General features: G+C 60.3%; 15 protein-coding genes. 9 read left to right on the top strand and 6 right to left on the bottom strand.

Translation table 11 applies throughout. The features are described from left to right. Positions 1-16 precede the first annotated feature (16 nt). From tdh to ACR0KX_RS18750, 3 genes are all read right to left on the bottom strand, one after another. A complete protein-coding gene (gene tdh / locus ACR0KX_RS18760; RefSeq protein ID WP_170524496.1) occupies positions 17-1,045 on the bottom strand; it encodes an L-threonine 3-dehydrogenase in 1,029 nt (342 codons plus the stop codon). 14 nt (positions 1,046-1,059) lie between these two features. Next, positions 1,060-2,244 carry a glycine C-acetyltransferase gene (locus tag ACR0KX_RS18755; protein WP_170524350.1) on the bottom strand — a complete coding sequence of 395 codons (1,185 nt, stop codon included), beginning with the start codon at positions 2,242-2,244 and terminating at the stop codon, positions 1,060-1,062. Positions 2,245-2,355: 111 nt separating this feature from the next. Next, complete coding sequence (locus ACR0KX_RS18750) at positions 2,356-2,919, bottom strand: XRE family transcriptional regulator (RefSeq protein ID WP_170624744.1); 564 nt, start codon at positions 2,917-2,919, stop codon at positions 2,356-2,358. A 116-nt stretch (positions 2,920-3,035) separates the two neighbouring features. Here ACR0KX_RS18750 and ACR0KX_RS18745 point away from each other — a divergent pair, with 116 nt between their 5' ends. Then, positions 3,036-4,211, top strand: a complete 1,176-nt coding sequence (locus ACR0KX_RS18745; protein WP_170624743.1) for an acetyl-CoA C-acyltransferase family protein — start codon at positions 3,036-3,038, stop codon at positions 4,209-4,211. 96 nt (positions 4,212-4,307) lie between these two features. Here the strand turns inward: ACR0KX_RS18745 and ubiB are convergent, their stop codons facing one another. Both ubiB and ubiE read right to left on the bottom strand, forming a co-directional pair. Continuing rightward, on the bottom strand, positions 4,308-5,837 hold the full coding sequence (gene ubiB / locus ACR0KX_RS18740) for a 2-polyprenylphenol 6-hydroxylase (RefSeq protein WP_170624742.1): 1,530 nt from the start codon (positions 5,835-5,837) through the stop codon (positions 4,308-4,310). Continuing rightward, complete coding sequence (gene ubiE / locus ACR0KX_RS18735; protein ID WP_170524361.1) at positions 5,837-6,589, bottom strand: bifunctional demethylmenaquinone methyltransferase/2-methoxy-6-polyprenyl-1,4-benzoquinol methylase UbiE; 753 nt, start codon at positions 6,587-6,589, stop codon at positions 5,837-5,839. Before ubiE ends, ubiB begins: the two co-directional genes overlap by 1 nt. Before the next feature lie 86 nt (positions 6,590-6,675). Here ubiE and mutM point away from each other — a divergent pair, with 86 nt between their 5' ends. The 6 genes from mutM (at position 6,676) to recF (ending at position 13,313) form a co-directional block, all read left to right on the top strand. After that, positions 6,676-7,527 carry a bifunctional DNA-formamidopyrimidine glycosylase/DNA-(apurinic or apyrimidinic site) lyase gene (gene mutM / locus ACR0KX_RS18730; RefSeq protein ID WP_170624741.1) on the top strand — a complete coding sequence of 284 codons (852 nt, stop codon included), beginning with the start codon at positions 6,676-6,678 and terminating at the stop codon, positions 7,525-7,527. 66 nt (positions 7,528-7,593) lie between these two features. Further along, positions 7,594-8,370, top strand: a complete 777-nt coding sequence (locus ACR0KX_RS18725) for an enoyl-CoA hydratase (RefSeq protein ID WP_170624739.1) — start codon at positions 7,594-7,596, stop codon at positions 8,368-8,370. A gap of 228 nt (positions 8,371-8,598) precedes the next feature. Further along, a complete protein-coding gene (gene rpsT, locus ACR0KX_RS18720) occupies positions 8,599-8,862 on the top strand; it encodes a 30S ribosomal protein S20 (protein ID WP_480708687.1) in 264 nt (87 codons plus the stop codon). 557 nt (positions 8,863-9,419) lie between these two features. Further along, a complete protein-coding gene (gene dnaA, locus ACR0KX_RS18715; RefSeq protein ID WP_170455729.1) occupies positions 9,420-10,808 on the top strand; it encodes a chromosomal replication initiator protein DnaA in 1,389 nt (462 codons plus the stop codon). A gap of 229 nt (positions 10,809-11,037) precedes the next feature. Next, the gene (dnaN, locus tag ACR0KX_RS18710; protein WP_170455727.1) at positions 11,038-12,159 is read left to right on the top strand and encodes a DNA polymerase III subunit beta; all 1,122 of its coding nucleotides are present in this window, start codon (positions 11,038-11,040) and stop codon (positions 12,157-12,159) included. Between the two features lie 59 nt (positions 12,160-12,218). Further along, positions 12,219-13,313: a DNA replication/repair protein RecF gene (gene recF, locus ACR0KX_RS18705; protein WP_170624737.1), complete on the top strand. Its 1,095-nt coding sequence runs from the start codon at positions 12,219-12,221 to the stop codon at positions 13,311-13,313. On the opposite strand, the gene ACR0KX_RS18700 is transcribed toward recF, so the two are convergent. Beyond that, a complete protein-coding gene (locus ACR0KX_RS18700; protein WP_170524370.1) occupies positions 13,310-13,876 on the bottom strand; it encodes a carboxymuconolactone decarboxylase family protein in 567 nt (188 codons plus the stop codon). The genes recF and ACR0KX_RS18700 overlap by 4 nt on opposite strands. A gap of 100 nt (positions 13,877-13,976) precedes the next feature. Between ACR0KX_RS18700 and ACR0KX_RS18695 the strand changes: the two genes are divergently transcribed. Together ACR0KX_RS18695 and gyrB are read left to right on the top strand one after the other, a co-directional pair. Next, positions 13,977-14,549, top strand: a complete 573-nt coding sequence (locus ACR0KX_RS18695; protein ID WP_170524373.1) for a TetR/AcrR family transcriptional regulator — start codon at positions 13,977-13,979, stop codon at positions 14,547-14,549. Between the two features lie 102 nt (positions 14,550-14,651). Beyond that, a complete protein-coding gene (gene gyrB, locus ACR0KX_RS18690; RefSeq protein ID WP_170624735.1) occupies positions 14,652-17,069 on the top strand; it encodes a DNA topoisomerase (ATP-hydrolyzing) subunit B in 2,418 nt (805 codons plus the stop codon). Positions 17,070-17,099 lie beyond the last annotated feature (30 nt).

The following is a 17,099-nucleotide window of genomic DNA, read 5'->3' as shown; positions in this document are numbered from 1 at the left end:
GCATGAGGCCAGAGCGTCAGGTCCAGTCCAGCACCACCTTGCCCGATTGGCCGGATTTCATTGCGGCAAAGCCTTCGGCAAAATCATCGACCTTCATCTGGTGCGTGATGACGCGGCTGACATCCAGACCGTTCTGCAACATGGCGATCATCTTGTACCAGGTCTCGAACATCTCGCGCCCGTAGACGCCCTTGATGGTGATGGCCTTGAACACGATCCGGGACCAGTCCACGGGGGATTTGCCGGGTGGGATGCCCAGCAGGGCGATCTTGCCGCCCATCACCAGCGCCTCGACCATCTGGTCCAGCGCGGCTTGTGAACCGGACATTTCAAGGCCCACGTCAAACCCCTGCGCCATGCCAAGTTCCGTGATGACGTCTTCGAGATCTTCCATCGAGACATCCACGGCGCGCACGGTTGGCACCACATGCTCGGCCAGTTTCAGGCGGTCGGGGTTGATATCGGTGATCACCACGTGCCGTGCGCCCGCATGGCGGGCAACGGCGGCGGCCATGATACCGATGGGGCCTGCGCCGGTGATCAGCACATCCTCGCCCAGCAGATCGAAGCTCAGCGCCGTATGCACCGCGTTGCCGAGCGGGTCTAGGATGGCCCCGATCTCGTCCGGTACGTCATCAGGCAAGGGAACCACGTTGAAGGCGGGCAGTTTGAGGTATTGCGCAAAGGCCCCCTGTTCGTTTACCCCGATCCCGCGCGTACCGGGGTCGAGGTGAAACTTACCCGCGCGGCTTTGGCGGCTGTCGGTGGTGATCAGATGCCCCTCGCCCGAGCAGCGCTGACCGATTTCAAGCCCGGTCACGTTGCGGCCCATCTCGACGATCTCACCGGCAAATTCGTGGCCGGTGATCAGGGGCACCGGAACCGTATGCGCGGCCCAGTCATCCCAGTTCCAGATATGAATGTCAGTACCGCAGATGCCGGTCTTTTTGATGCGGATCAGCACTTCGTCGGGGCCGATTTCAGGCACCGGAGCCTGCACCATCCACAGCCCTTCCCCGGGCCTTGACTTCTCCAGCGCCTTCATCGTGTTGGGGCGCATCAGATCACTCCCAGCTCTTTGCCGACCCTGCCAAAGGCGATGAGCGCACGGTCTAATTCGTCCCTTGTTAGAGCCGCATTCATCTGCGTCCTGATCCGTGCCTGACCGCGTGGAACGACCGGGAAGAAAAAGCCCGAGACATAGACGCCCTCGTCAAACAACCGTGCGGCCATGTCCTGCGCCAGTTGCGCCTCACCCAGCATCACGGGGATGATCGGGTGTTCGCCGGGCAGCAGGTCGAAACCCAGATTTTCCAGCCCCGCGCGCCAGTATTTCGCGTTGCCGAACAGTTGCGCGCGCAGCATGTCGCCCTGTTCGACCAGACGGATGGCCTCAAGCCCCGCAGCGACGATCGAGGGCGGCAGCGAGTTCGAGAACAGATAGGGCCGCGCCCGCTGCCGTAGCAGATCAATCACCGGCTGCGGCCCAGCGATGTAACCGCCGATTGCCCCCCCAAGTGCCTTGCCCAATGTTCCGGTCAGAATGTCCACATCGACGCCGAAATGATCCGGCGTTCCGGCCCCGTTCGGCCCCATGAAGCCGGTGGCGTGGCAGTCATCGACCATGACAATGGCGTCGTATTTATCGGCCAGTTCACGGATTTTCGGCAGGTTCGCCAGATAGCCATCCATCGAAAACACACCGTCGGTGGCGATCATGATATGCCGCGCCCCGTCCGCGCGCGCCTGTTTCAGCCAGGCTTCGAGGTCGTTCATGTCATTGTTCAGGTAGCGATAGCGTTTCGCCTTGCACAGGCGCACCCCGTCGATGATCGAGGCATGGTTCAGGCTGTCTGAAATAATTGCGTCTTCAGGGCCTAACAAAGGCTCAAACAGCCCTCCGTTCGCGTCAAAGCAGGCGGCGAACAGGATCGCATCGTCCTTGTTGAGGAATTGCGCCAGCTTTTGCTCCAACTCGCGGTGAATATCCTGCGTACCGCAAATGAACCGGACCGAGGCCATGCCGAACCCTTTCCGCCCCATCGCGCCCTGGGCGGCCTCGATCAGCGCGGGGTGATCGGCCAGACCCAGGTAGTTGTTGGCGCACAGGTTGATGACCTGCCGGTCACCCACCGTAATCTCACCGCCCTGAGGCGAGGTGATCATGCGCTCGCGCTTATACAGGCCTTCCGCTTCGATCTGCGCAAGGGTGTCCGTGATATGGGACAGGAATGCATCTGCCATGGCGGCCTCCGTTCAACCTGAGTCGCATATCTAACATAACGGAGGAATTTCCCAAATAGGGGAATTACAGTATGAAGGAAAAATATCCGTGAAGGCGGAAATTTGCCGGTTTCAAGCGTTCTTTACAATCAGGAAGACCCGGGCTGGTGCGCTGGCCGAGATGGAATGGGCGATATCTGCCGCATAGCGGGCGGTGTCGCCCTGTTTCAGCTCGGTTACGGCGCTGCCCGAGGTGACTTTGACCGCGCCGTCCAGCACGGTCAGTTGTTCACGTGCACCGCGCGCATGGGGCTGGCTGTTCAGCGCGCCGCCCGCGTCGAACTGAATGTCATAGACCTCATGCCCGCCGGCCTCTTCTGGCGGTGACAGGATGCGGATACGGCAGTTCTGGCCCATATTGTCGATGCTGGGCACCTCGGATTTCCTGAGCACTTCGATCTGGTCGGCGGTCTTGGTGCCCTCTAAAAGACCGGCAAAATCCACCTGCAGCGCGCGCGTCAGGTTCCACAGGGTCGAGATCGTGGGGCTGCTTTCCCCCCGTTCGATCTGGCTGACCATGGACCGCGAGACGCCGCTGAGATTGGCGACCGCTTCCAGCGAGAGGCCCTTGGCCCGGCGCGCCTCTTTCAGGCGGGCGGGCAGCAGGTTCAGGATATCGTCTGTGTTTTCCGTCATGACGGAATCCTTGCGGGTTGAGCGGACAGATGTCAATTCCGACCGTGACGGGACGTCCTGCGCGACAGTATCTTTCTGCATGTGCATACTGCGCCAAAATTCAACAGGAGAGATCCATGACCGATATCGTAATCCTTGATGGTGCCCGCACCGCAATTGGCACCTTTGGCGGCGCCCTGGCCTCGACCGCGCCGATCGATCTGGCGACCGTGGCGACCGAGGCCGCGCTGGAGCGTTCAGGCGTCGAGGGTGCCCAGATCGGCAACGTGGTGTTTGGTCATGTGATCAACACCGAGCCGCGGGATATGTACCTGTCGCGCGTCGCCGCAATGCAGGCCGGTATTCCGAACGGCACACCTGCGATGAACGTGAACCGTCTGTGCGGATCCGGCGCGCAGGCGATTGTTTCGGCGGTTCAGTCGCTGATGCTGGGCGATGCCGAATTTGCCGTCGCGGGCGGGGCCGAGAGCATGTCGCGCAGCCCGTATATCGTGTCGCAGGCGCGTTGGGGCGCGAAGATGGGCGATATCTCCTCGCAGGACATGATGCTGGGCGCGCTGAACTGCCCGTTTGGCACCGGCCATATGGGTGTGACGGCGGAGAACGTGGCTGACGAACATCAGATCAGCCGCGAGCAGATGGATGAGTTCGCTATGACCAGCCAGACCCGCGCGGCAGCGGCGATTGAGGCCGGTCTGTTCGACGGCCAGATCGCCCCGGTGCAGGTGAAGGTCAAGCGTGACATGGTTGACTTCAAGGTGGACGAGCATCCCAAGGCGACCTCGCTTGAGGTGCTGGCCGGGCTGCGTCCGGTGTTCAAGAAGGATGGCCGGGTGACGGCGGGCAATGCCTCGGGCATCAATGACGGTGCGGCGGCGATGGTGCTGGCAACGGCGGATGCGGCTGAAAAGGCCGGTCTGAAGCCCAAAGCGCGCGTGTTGGGCTATGCCCATGCCGGCGTTCGCCCCGAAGTGATGGGCATTGGTCCGGTTCCGGCGGTTAAGAACCTGCTGAAAAAGACCGGCCTGTCGGCCGAGGATTTCGACGTTATCGAAAGCAACGAGGCGTTTGCCTCGCAGGCGCTGGCCGTCAATCAGGAGCTGGGGCTGGACGCGTCGAAAGTGAACCCCAATGGCGGCGCAATTGCGCTGGGTCACCCGGTGGGTGCGACCGGTGCGATTATCACTCTGAAGGCGCTTTATGAGCTGGAGCGCACAGGCGGGTCCAAAGGTCTGATCACCATGTGCATTGGTGGTGGTCAGGGGATCGCCATCGCCATCGAGCGGCTTTGATCTGAAGCCGGGCAGGGGGGCTGTCTGCCCCCCATCGCGCCTTGGCGCGATTCCCCCCGAGGATATTTCTGGCCAGATGAAGCGGGCGGGTTGGTTCTAGCTGAGCGCGTTGAGCAGTAAGACAAGCGCCGCGCCTGCTGCAGCGCCAATGGTGGCGGGCAGGGCGGCGGACCAAAGTGGCGATTTTGGGGGTTCGTCTTTTTGCGTCTGGGCGATCAGGGCGTTTTCGACCAGTGATGGCAGGCGCGGGCCGAACCGGGCCAGTACCATTGCAGTCTTGCCGAAATCGCGCAAGGCGGCGCGGGGGCCGATGGATTGCTTGATGTAATCCTCGACCACGGGACGGGCGGTTTCCCAGATGTTCATATGCGGGTCCAGTGAGCGGGCCACGCCCTCAACGACGACCATGGTGCGCTGCAGCAAGATCAGTTCGGTCCGGGTTTCCATGCCGAAGCGCTCGGTGACTTCGAACAGGTAGTTCAGCAGGCGGCCCATTGATATGTGCGAGGCGTCCATGCCGAAGATCGGTTCACCCACCGCGCGCAGGGCGCGGGCGAATTCATCGACATCCCGGTCGGCGGGGACGTATCCGGCCTCGAAATGGACCTCGGCCACGCGTTTATAGTCGCGGCGGATGAAGCCAAAGAGGATCTCGGCATAGACCCGGCGGGTATATTCGTCGATATGGCCCATGATGCCGTAGTCATAGGCGATGATGTCCCCGTTTGCGGCGACCTTCAGGTTTCCCTGATGCATATCAGCATGAAAAAACCCGTCGCGCAGGGCGTGCAATAGGAACATTCGCAGTACACGTTCCGCCAAATCGCGACGGTTATGGCCTGCGGCGTCCAGCGCGTCGTTGTCGCCCAGCGGGATGCCATCCGCCCAGCTGAGTGTCATCACGCGCCGCGCCGAGAGCGACCATACCACGGGGGGCAGCCAGAAGCCTGCGTCGTCTTTGGTGTTGGCCGCGTATTCCGAGGCGGCGGCGCTTTCCAGACGCAGGTCCAGTTCCCCGCGTACCACGCCGTCGAAATGTTCGATGACCTCCATGGGCCGCAGGCGGCGCGCGCCGGGGGCGAACAATTGCACAATGCGGGCGGCGAAATAGAAGGCGTCCACATCCTTGCGGAAGGCGCGCTCGATCCCCGGGCGCAGGACCTTGACGGCGACGTCTTCGCCGGTGCTGACCAGCTTGGCCTTGTGGACCTGCGCGATGGAGGCGGCAGCGATCGGCTCGCTGAAATCGCTGAATATCTCGGCGACGGGCTGGCCCAGTTCCTTTTCAACCTCGGCCAAAGCCTCGGATTTGGAAAAGGGCGGTAGCTTGTCCTGAAGAACGCGCAACTGAGCGGCCAGTTCATTGCCCACAACATCGGGTCGGGTGGACAAGACCTGCCCGAACTTGATGTAGGCCGGACCCAAGGCGGTAAGGGCGCGGGTTGCGGGCGGCATGTCGGGATCGCCCTTGTAGCCCAGCCACTGGAAGGGTTTGCCCAAAGCATGGGCGACGAAACGCAGCGATTTGGGCGCCTCGAACGCATCCAGCACCACGTTCATGGCGCCTGTGCGCTCGAGCGTGGCGCCTGTACGGATCAGGCGTATAATGTTGTGAGGGCCGCGCATTAAATCTTCCAGCCGGAATGCAGCGCGGCGATGCCCATGCTGAGGTTGCGGTACTTGGCGTTTTCGAAACCGGCCGTGCGGACCATGGTCAAGAAGGTGTCCTGATCAGGGAATTTGCGGATCGATTCCACCAGATACTGATAGCTGTCATAGTCGTTTGCGATCAGCTTCCCCATGCGCGGGATGACGTTGAAACTGTAGAGGTCATACAGCTTCTGCAGCCCGTCATTGGGCAACTGGCTGAACTCCAGCACCATCAGGCGACCGCCGGGTTTCAGCACCCGGAACGCCTCGTTCAGGGCCTCTTGCGGGCGGGTGACGTTTCGGATGCCGAATGAGATGGTGTAGACGTCAAAGGTGTTGTTTTCGAACGGCAGGGCCATCGCATCGCCCACCACCCAGTTCAGACTGTCTGACATCTGATCGGCCTCGGCACGTTGGCGGCCTTCGACCAGCATCGGTTCGGTCAGGTCCAGAACGGTGGCGTGGCCGTGGCCCGCGCGCTTCAGGAACCGGAAGGAAATATCGCCGGTGCCGCCCGCCACATCCAGCAGCCGCTGACCGGGGCGCGGGGCCAGCCAGTCCATCATCGCGTCTTTCCAGACTCGGTGAATGCCCATCGACATGACATCGTTCATCACATCGTATTTCGAGGCGACCGAGTTGAACACGCCCTGTACGCGCCCGGCCTTGTCAGCCTCGCGCACGGTTTCGAACCCGAAATGAGTGGTCTTGTCGTTGGTGTCGGACATTTGCCTTGCCGTTCGTCGAATTTCGCCTCTGTTATAGGGCCATAAGAAGCGGGCACAATGCGGCCCTTTGGAATAGGAGCCATCTAATGCCCGAATTGCCCGAGGTCGAGACAGTAAGACGCGGCCTGAGCCCTGCAATGGAAGGGGTGGTGATCGAGCGCGCGGATGTAAACCGACCCGATCTGCGCTGGCCTTTCCCGGATCGGATGGCCGAACGGCTGACCGGGCAGCGGGTAGAGCGGTTGCGGCGGCGGTCGAAATACATTCTGGCCGATCTCAGCAGCGGTGAGACGTTGCTTATTCACTTGGGTATGTCAGGGCGGATGACGGTTTCGGGCGATCCGCTGGGGCAGTTTGTGCATGACCATCCTGCGGCGCAAAAACACGACCATGTTGTATTTCACATGGCCAACGGTGCGCGCGTCACCTTCAACGACCCGCGCCGGTTCGGGGCGATGGACCTGCTGCCGACGGCCACCGCCGAGGCACATAAGCTGCTGGCGGTTCTGGGGCCGGAACCGTTGGGGAATGATTTCCACGAACAGCACCTGATCGACGCGTTCAGGGGCAAGAACACACCTGTGAAATCCGCCCTGCTGGACCAGGGAATCGTTGCTGGGTTGGGGAATATTTACGTCTGCGAGGCTTTGTATCGCGGAAAGGTGTCGCCACGTCGCAAAGCGGGGCAAATTTCTTCGGCACGTGTCTCGGGTCTTGTGCCGATCATCCGGCAGGTGTTGCAGGACGCCATCGACGCAGGCGGATCCTCGCTTCGCGATTTCCGCCAAGCCGATGGAGAACTTGGATATTTTCAGCACAGCTTTGATGTCTACGGGCGCGAAGGCGAACCCTGTCGGACCGAAGGGTGTAGCGCCCGGATCAAGAGAATCACCCAGTCCGGTCGCTCAACTTTCTATTGCGCGCAATGCCAAAGATAACTTGATCCAGCTTTTGCGCGTGATAATGACTCGTATCTGAACGGAACAACCGGAAGCTTTCACCTCATGGCTTTTGAGACGATCATCGTCGAAATCGAAGACCACGTCGCCCTTATCAAGCTCAACCGACCGGACGCGATGAACGCGCTGAACACTCAGCTGCTGGGTGAGTTGTGCGATGCGCTGGAAGACGCTGACCGCAACGACAAGGTGCGCTGCATCGTGATCACCGGCTCGGACAAAGCCTTTGCCGCTGGTGCGGACATCAAGGAAATGTCCGAGATGAGCTTTGTCGATGTGTTCAACACCAATCTGTTTGCTGACGCCAACGACCGCGTTACAGCTATCCGCAAGCCAATCATCGCCGCCGTTGCGGGATATGCGCTGGGCGGGGGCTGCGAGTTGGCGATGATGTGCGACTTCATCATTGCCGCCGATACCGCCAAATTCGGCCAGCCCGAAATCAATCTGGGTGTCATCGCAGGCTTGGGGGGCACGCAGCGTCTGACGCGCTTTGTGGGCAAGTCGAAAGCGATGGACATGAACCTGACCGGCCGCTTCATGGACGCCGAAGAGGCCGAGCGCGCAGGTCTTGTCAGCCGCGTGGTCCAGGCCAAGAAGCTGATTGAAGAGGCGATGGGGGCAGCCCAGAAGATTGCCGAGAAATCACAGCTGACCGCGATCGCCGCCAAAGAGGCCGTGAACCGCAGCTATGAATTGCCGCTGAACGAAGGAATGCTGTTCGAGCGTCGCGTCTTCCATTCGATGTTCGCGACCGAAGACCAGAAAGAGGGCATGGCCGCCTTCCTGGAAAAACGCGCAGCCCAGTTCCGCGACAAGTAAACCAGCGGAGCATTCGAAACAGGCGGGCCCGGCCCGCCTTTTTTCATGGCCGCTATGCGCCGGTAAAGAATCGGCTTGGCAAAGACCGCAAACTTGGATAACTAGCGCCGCTATACATGCGCGTGCGGCCCGCCTGGCCCGACTCACACTCGTGATTTCTGATCCGGTGCGGATATGTCCGTGGCGCGCAACCCAAGATAACCGTACCGAACAAAGGTCAAGAAACACATGGCTAACTCGCCCCAGGCAAAGAAGCGCGCACGTCAGAACGAAAAGCGTTTCGCCGTTAACAAAGCGCGCCGTTCGCGCATCCGCACCTACCTGCGCAAAGTTGAAGAAGCGATCGCATCCGGCGACAAGGACACGGCCACCGCAGCCCTGCGCGCCGCTCAGCCCGAGCTGATGCGCGGCGTCACCAAAGGCGTCTTCCACAAGAACACCGCAGCCCGCAAAATGTCGCGCCTGTCGGCCCGCGTCAAAGCGCTGGGTTAAGCTTTTTGGATGACCTAGGGTCATGTCAGAAAGGCTGAACTAATTTGAAAGGCGTCGCGGTCAGCGGCGCCTTTTTCACGTGTTGCCGGAATACCGCGCCCTCACGAAACCGAGAGATTCTTTCGGCCAAAGAGCCGAGTCAATATCAGAGTTTCGTTGCCGCGACCCATTTCATCTTGCTACCACTGTTACAGCGATTCACTCGCTTGGGGGGACAGGCTGTTTCCTCGGTCAGACTGACGGGCATCAGGATGATTGAGGAGCTAGCGTCGTTGACCGGCCTTGGCCGGGCTGCCGATCTGCCATGGATCTCGGGATAACCGCTGATCCGGGCCCTGTCTAAAAAAATGTGTTTGCGATGTGCCACCCGGTTTGCCGGACGCTGTTGTTTTGTTTGGCGTCTGAACCTGGCAGTACTGACATTCGGGCGAATAACCCGCCTGACTACTCGGTCCGGCGCACCGTATCCCTGTGCGTGTGTTTTCGTAATCCGGGTTACCGGATCCGTATGAATAAGGCCGACAGGCCAATAAAGAATGGGATGCGTGAGGCGCTTGATGACACAAGAGAAATGGGGACTACTGCGTAATAAATTGCTTAAGGTGATTGGCCGGAACAACTACACGACCTGGATCGAACCGCTGGAGTTCGAAGAGCTGCAGGACGGTGTGGCGGTTTTTTCGGTGCCGACGAACTTTATGGGCAATTACGTAAGCCAAAACTTTGCCGACCTCATTTTGTATGAACTGAACACGTCGGGCGAATCCGTGCAGCGCCTGGATTTCCGTGTTGCCGCAAATACGCCGGCGCGCCCCAATCCCGTTGCGCGCCCAAAGGCCGACCCCGAGCCCGTGGCAGAAGCGCCCGCCACCAGATCAGATGTTGCGCAGGAGGCCTTGGATTCCCTTCAGGCCGCACCGCTGGATGCGCGCTTTACTTTTGACAGCTTTGTCGTCGGCAAGCCGAACGAATTGGCCCATGCCGCTGCGCGCCGCGTCTCGGAGGGCGGGCCGGTGACGTTCAACCCGCTGGTCCTGTATGGGGGTGTCGGTCTGGGTAAGACGCACCTGATGCACGCCATTGCGTGGGAGTTGAAAACCAAGCATCCCGAACTGAATGTGCTGTACCTGTCGGCGGAACAGTTCATGTACCGCTTTGTTCAGGCCCTGCGCGAGCGTCGGATGATGGATTTCAAACATCTGTTCCGTTCGGTCGATGTGCTGATGGTCGATGACGTGCAGTTCATCGCCGGGAAGGATTCGACGCAGGAGGAATTCTTCCACACATTCAACGCGCTGGTCGATCAGAACAAGCAGATCATCATCTCGGCCGACCGCGCCCCCGGTGAAATCAAGGATCTGGAAGAGCGCGTGAAGTCGCGCCTGCAATGTGGTCTGGTCGTTGATCTGCACCCGACCGATTATGAACTGCGTCTGGGCATCCTGCAGAACAAGGTGCAGCAGCATATCAGCACCTATCCGGATCTGGTTATCGCGGATGGCGTGCTTGAATTCCTCGCCCATCGCATCTCGACCAATGTTCGGGTGCTGGAAGGCGCGTTGACGCGTCTCTTTGCCTTCGCCTCGCTGGTCGGGCGTGAGATCGATATGGAATTGACGCAGGATTGTCTGGCCGATGTGCTGCGCGCATCGGAGCGCAAGATCACCGTCGAAGAGATTCAGCGCAAAGTCTCGGATTATTACAACATTCGTCTGTCCGACATCATCGGTCCGAAACGCCTGCGGTCTTACGCGCGTCCGCGTCAGGTGGCGATGTATCTGTGCAAGCAGCTGACCAGCCGGTCCCTGCCCGAGATCGGGCGCCGCTTTGGCGGGCGTGACCACACCACGGTCATGCATGGCGTCAAACGTATCGAAGAGCTGAAAGTGACGGATGGCCAGATCGCGGAAGACGTCGAAATGCTGCGTCGCGCGCTGGAAGCCTGAGGTTTATCCCTAAAACCACTCAGAGACGCCTCGGGACTTGAGTTCCGGGGCGTTTTCTTGTGCGCAATTGTCCACGGTCGCGGATGAACTGTGTCCACAGCACAACGCGCCCCTTGACCGAATGGGTTTTCCGACCCAGAAATCCTTAAAAAATCCTTGTGCCTCAGGGCTGAACCGCTAACGTGCCAGTCCCGCCCATTTCGGCACTTAAGTCAGAGGAATTGAGGGTATGAAGATCAGCATCGAACGCGGCACCCTTCTCAAGGCCGTTTCGCAGGCCCAATCGGTTGTCGAACGCCGCAACACAATTCCGATCCTGGCCAATGTGCTGATCGAGGCCGAAGGCGATCAGGTTCAGTTCCGCGCCACCGATCTGGATATCGAAGTGGTCGACAAGGCTCCGGCGCAGGTCGAGAAGGCCGGGGCGACCACAGTGGCGGCCACAACGCTGCATGAGATTGTGCGCAAACTGCCTGACGGGGCGCTGGTGACACTGACGGCGGACAGCGCTGCGGGCCGTTTGACGGTTGAGGCGGGGCGCTCGAATTTCTCGCTGGCGACATTGCCGAAAGAGGATTTCCCGGTCATGGCGTCCTCGGAATATCAATCGAACTTTACGGCCTCGGCGGCGCTGCTGCGGCGGCTGTTCGACAAATCGAAATTTGCGATCTCGACGGAAGAGACGCGCTATTACCTGAACGGCGTTTACATGCATGTCACGGATGGCTCCGACGGCAGCAAGGTGTTGCGCTGCGTGGCCACCGATGGTCACCGACTGGCGCGGATCGACGCCGATTGCCCGGATGGGGCGGCGGACATGCCTGGCGTGATCGTGCCGCGCAAGACCGTGGGTGAGTTGCGCAAACTGCTGGACGATGACGAGATGGACATCGCCGTGTCGGTCAGCGAAACCAAGGTGCGCTTTGCGACGCCCGACATCACGCTGACCTCGAAGGTCATTGACGGCACCTTCCCCGACTACACCCGCGTTATTCCGCAGGGCAATACTCGCAAATTGGAAGTGGACGCGGCTGAATTCGCTCAGGCCGTGGATCGGGTGGCAACGGTTTCATCCGAACGCTCGCGCGCGGTGAAGCTGCAACTGGACGGGGACAAGCTGGTGCTGTCGGTCAATGCACCGGACAGTGGTGCGGCCGAAGAAGAACTGGCCGTGGCTTACGGCGATGAGCGGCTGGAGATCGGATTCAACGCGAAATATCTGCTGGAGATTGCGTCTCAGGTCGATCGCGAGAATGCAGTGTTCCTGTTCAATTCTGCCGGTGATCCGACCCTGATGCGTGAAGGCAATGATCAAAGCGCGGTTTACGTCGTCATGCCGATGCGCGTCTGATCGCGCTGGCGCGCGATGCCTCCGGCGGAGGTATTTTTGAACAGAAGAAGGGAGGGGTCATGGGATTGGCCCTGACCGAGCTTACGGTCTCGCATTTTCGGTCTCACAAGCTGGCGCGGTTGTCTTTGGATGGGCGGCCTGTGGCGATTCATGGGCCGAACGGGGCCGGGAAGACCAACATTCTGGAAGCGGTGTCCCTGTTTTCGCCTGGGCGCGGGATGCGGCGGGCGAGCGCGGCCGAGATGACGCGGCGGCCCGAGGCGCTGGGCTGGAAGCTGTCCGGGCTGTTGCAGGCGCAGGGGCAACGCTACGAGATCGAGACCTGGTCCGAGGGTGGCGCGGCGCGGCAGGTTCGGATTGATGGCAAGGCGGCGAGTCAGATTGATCTGAGCAAGCTGGCGCGGGTTGTCTGGCTGATCCCCTCGATGGATCGGCTGTGGATCGAGGGGGCCGAGGGGCGGCGGCGGTTTCTGGACCGGATCGCGCTGAGTTTTGATCCCTCGCATGCTGAGGCATCCCTGACTTATGAAAAATCCATGCGGGAACGGAATCGCCTGCTGAAAGAGCAGGTGCGCGATGCCCATTGGTACGCCGCGCTGGAAGGACAGATGGCCGAAACCGGGTATCGCATTCACGCAGCGCGGTTGGCGGCGCTGGATCATCTGCGCGTGGCGCAGGACCAGGCAGAGACGGCGTTTCCGTCGGCTGATCTGGAATTGGTGCAGACCGAAGGTGCGATGCCAGATACAGCAGACGACCTGCGAGAGGCGCTCAACGAAAGCCGGTTTCGCGATCTGGCGGCGGGGCGGACTTTGGTGGGGCCTCACCGGTCTGATCTGTACGGAGTGTTTGCGGCCAAGGGCGTGCCGGCCAAGGATTGCTCGACTGGTGAACAGAAGGCGTTGCTTGTCTCGCTGATCCTGTCGAATGCGCGGGCGCTGGCCGGGATGGTCGGGGCCCCGCCCATTGTGTTGCTGGATGAGGTGGCCGCGCATCTGGACGCGGATCGACGGGCGGCGCTGTATGATGAGATTTGCGCGCTGGGGGCTCAGGCCTGGATGACGGGCACCGGGCCTGAACTGTTTGCGGAATTGGGGGACCGGGCCCAGACGCTGGTTGTCACCGAAGGCGACGCGGGCTCGGTCGTCGTTTAGGCGGGTTCGCTGACTTTACGTTCCCACAGGAAGCCGCGCATCACTTCGTCGACCGGTGTTTGTGCCATGTGGTTGACGTAGTTCGACATAGTTTTCTGCGCCAGACCCAGAACCACGTCCAGAACCGCGCGGTGCGAGTAACCTGCGTCAAAGAATGCCTGCATCTGTGCGTCGGTGACGTTGCCGCGGGTTTCCATCATCTGCAGGGTGAAGCTGCGCAGCGCCTCAAGCTTGGCCGATGGCAGCGGGGTTTCGTTGCGCAGCGCCTCGGTGATCTCATCCGAGACCTTCATCATCTTGGCAATGCCTGTATGGGCCGGGACGCAGTAATGGCACTCGTTCTCCACATTGATGGTCTGCCAGACCACGGTTTTCTCGTCATTGTCGAAATCGGTCTGCATGAACAGGTGATGCAGAACCTGATAGCCTTCCAGATGTTGCGGGCTTTCAGACATCACCTTGTGCAGGCCCGGCAGACGACCAAAGGCAGCCTGCGACTTTTCCAGCAGTGGTTTGGACCCTTCCGGGGCGGTTTCGAGGTCATGAGAGGGGAAGTTTGCCATGTCAAAACTCCTGTTTCTGGCGCGATAAGGCAGAAATAGGGTTTCTTGAGCAATCACTCAAGTATATATTTGAGCAATCGTTCAAGAAATGGTGAAGAGAATGCCAAGAAAACCCGGATATGACCGAGACGCGCTGATCGCGCAGGCCAGGGATATGTTCTGGCGTCAGGGATGGGCGGGGACCTCGCTGAAAGATCTTGAGCGTGAATTGAAGCTGAAACCCGGCAGTTTCTATGCAGCCTTTGGGTCGAAAGACGCGCTGTATGCGCTGGCATTGAAGCGCTACACGCAGGACGGCATCGCGCGGCTTGAGGTGCTGGCTGAGGAGCTTGGGCCAAAAGGCGCGCTGAAGGCGCAGCCGTTTCGGGTGATCGAGGCGGCGGATATGCCAGCCAAAGCCTGCATGCTGGCCAAAACCTATGCCGAGTTGCAGGCGAAGGATCACGATTTGGCGGATCGGGCAGGTGCCTATATGGCCGAGATGAAAGCATGTTTTGCCGCCCTGTTTCGGCGCGCGCAAATGGACGAGGAGATCGGGCCCGAGCATGATCCCGAACGGTTGGCCGCGCGCTACCAATCCGACCTTTTGGGGCTGCGTCTGTCAGCTGAGCGCAGAGACGTGGACGCCGCTGCTATCGCCTCGGATATCGCGGCTGATCTGGACAGGCTTTGACCTTTCGCGATCGGCAGCGAATGGCACAAAATGTGGGGGTAGCGCGTGACAATCCCCACCAGAAAACGTATAAGTTATCAAAATAATATAGGTACTGACTGAATGTCCGAAGACGCACAGGCACCACAGGAATACGGCGCGGATTCCATCAAGGTTCTCAAAGGGTTAGAAGCTGTTCGCAAGCGTCCCGGTATGTATATCGGGGACACGGATGATGGCTCGGGTCTGCACCACATGGTGTATGAGGTTGTCGACAATGGGATCGATGAGGCTCTGGCCGGTCATGCCGACCATGTGACGGTGAAAATCCACGCCGATTCCAGCGTCTCGGTCAGTGACAACGGGCGCGGAATTCCGGTGGATATTCACCCTGAAGAAGGCGTGTCCGCTGCCGAGGTCATCATGACCCAGCTGCACGCAGGCGGGAAATTCGACAGCAACTCGTACAAGGTGTCGGGCGGGTTGCACGGCGTTGGCGTTTCGGTGGTGAACGCGCTGTCCGACTGGCTGGAACTGCGCGTCTGGCGGAACGGCAAGGAACATGTCGCCCGGTTTGAGGGGGGCGAGACGGCCGAGCATCTGAAAGTGGTTGAGGAATGCGGCGACCGGACGGGCACCGAGGTGCGATTCCTGGCCTCGACCAATACGTTCTCGAACCTGGAATACTCGTTTGAGACGCTGGAAAAGCGCCTGCGCGAACTGGCCTTCCTGAACTCGGGCGTGCGCATTATTCTGATCGATGAACGCCCTGCGGAACGGCTGGAAACCGAGCTGTTCTATGAGGGCGGCGTCAAGGAGTTCGTCAAATATCTGGACCGCTCCAAAACGGCGGCGATGCCTGAGCCGATCTATATCAAGGGCGAGCGCGATGACATTGGCGTGGAAATTGCCATGTGGTGGAATGACAGCTACCACGAGACGGTGCTGCCCTTCACCAACAACATCCCGCAGCGCGATGGCGGTACCCATGTGGCGGGCTTCCGCGGCGCGCTGACGCGCACGATCAACAACTATGCGCAGTCCAGCGGGATTGCGAAGAAGGAAAAGGTCAGCTTTACCGGTGACGACGCGCGCGAGGGTTTGACCTGTGTGCTGTCGGTCAAGGTGCCCGATCCGAAATTCTCATCCCAGACCAAGGACAAGCTGGTCAGTTCCGAAGTGCGCCCGGCGGTCGAAGGACTGATGAACGAGAAACTGGCCGAATGGTTCGAGGAAAACCCGAACGAGGCCAAGACCATCGTCGGCAAGATCATCGAGGCCGCACTGGCCCGTGAAGCGGCGCGCAAGGCTCGCGAACTGACCCGCCGCAAGACCGCGATGGATGTGAACTATCTGGCTGGCAAGCTGAAGGATTGCTCCGAAAAAGACCCGTCCAAGACCGAAGTCTTCCTGGTCGAGGGGGACTCGGCCGGTGGGTCGGCGCAAACCGGCCGGGATCGTCTGACACAGGCGGTTCTGCCCCTGCGCGGGAAGATCCTGAACGTCGAACGCGCGCGGTTTGACCGGATGCTGTCGTCTCAGGAAATCGGCAATCTGGTGATGGCGCTGGGCACCGGCATTGGCCGGGATGAGTTCAACATTGAAAAGCTGCGCTACCACAAGATCGTCATCATGACCGACGCGGATGTGGACGGCGCGCATATCCGGACGCTGCTGCTGACCTTCTTCTACCGGCAAATGCCGGAGCTGATCGAAGGCGGGTATCTCTATATCGCACAGCCGCCGCTATATAAGGTTTCGCGCGGTAAATCAGAGGTTTACCTGAAAGATCAGGCGGCGCTGGATGACTACCTGATCAATCAGGGGGTTGAGGGCGCGGTGCTGAAACTCGGCTCGGGCGAGGAAATCATCGGTCAGGACCTGACCCGCGTGGTCGACGAGGCGCGACAGCTGAAACGCGTGCTGGATGCGTTTCCAACGCATTATCCGCGCCATATTCTGGAACAGGCCGCCGTTGCGGGCGCGTTTGTGCCGGGCGCGGTGGATGCCGATCTGCAGGGCGTGGCCGACAAGGTCGCCGCCCGCCTCGATCTGATCGCGCTGGAATACGAGCGCGGCTGGCAGGGCCGGATCACACAGGATCATGGCATCCGTCTGGCCCGCATCCTGCGCGGCGTCGAAGAGGTCCGCACGCTGGACGGCCCCATGCTGCGCTCGGGCGAGGCCCGCAAGACCGGCAGCTTCACCCAAAGCCTGCAAGAGGTCTACAACACCCCCGCCACCCTGATCCGCCGCGACCGGATGCAAGCCATCCACGGGCCTCTGGATCTGCTGCGCGCGATTCTGGAAGAGGGCGAAAAGGGCCTGTCGCTGCAACGCTACAAAGGTCTGGGCGAAATGAACCCCGACCAGCTATGGGAAACCACACTGGACCCGGACGCGCGCACGTTGTTGCAGGTGCGCGTGGACGATATGGTCGAGGCCGACGATCTGTTCACCAAGCTGATGGGCGACGTGGTCGAACCCCGCCGGGAGTTCATCCAGCAAAACGCGCTGAGTGTGGAGAATTTGGATTTCTGAGGAGTTGTAGGGATCCTCAAAAACCGACAG

This window comes from Ruegeria sp. BG5 (assembly GCF_056538425.1).
This window is presented reverse-complemented; position numbering and strand designations above follow the sequence as displayed.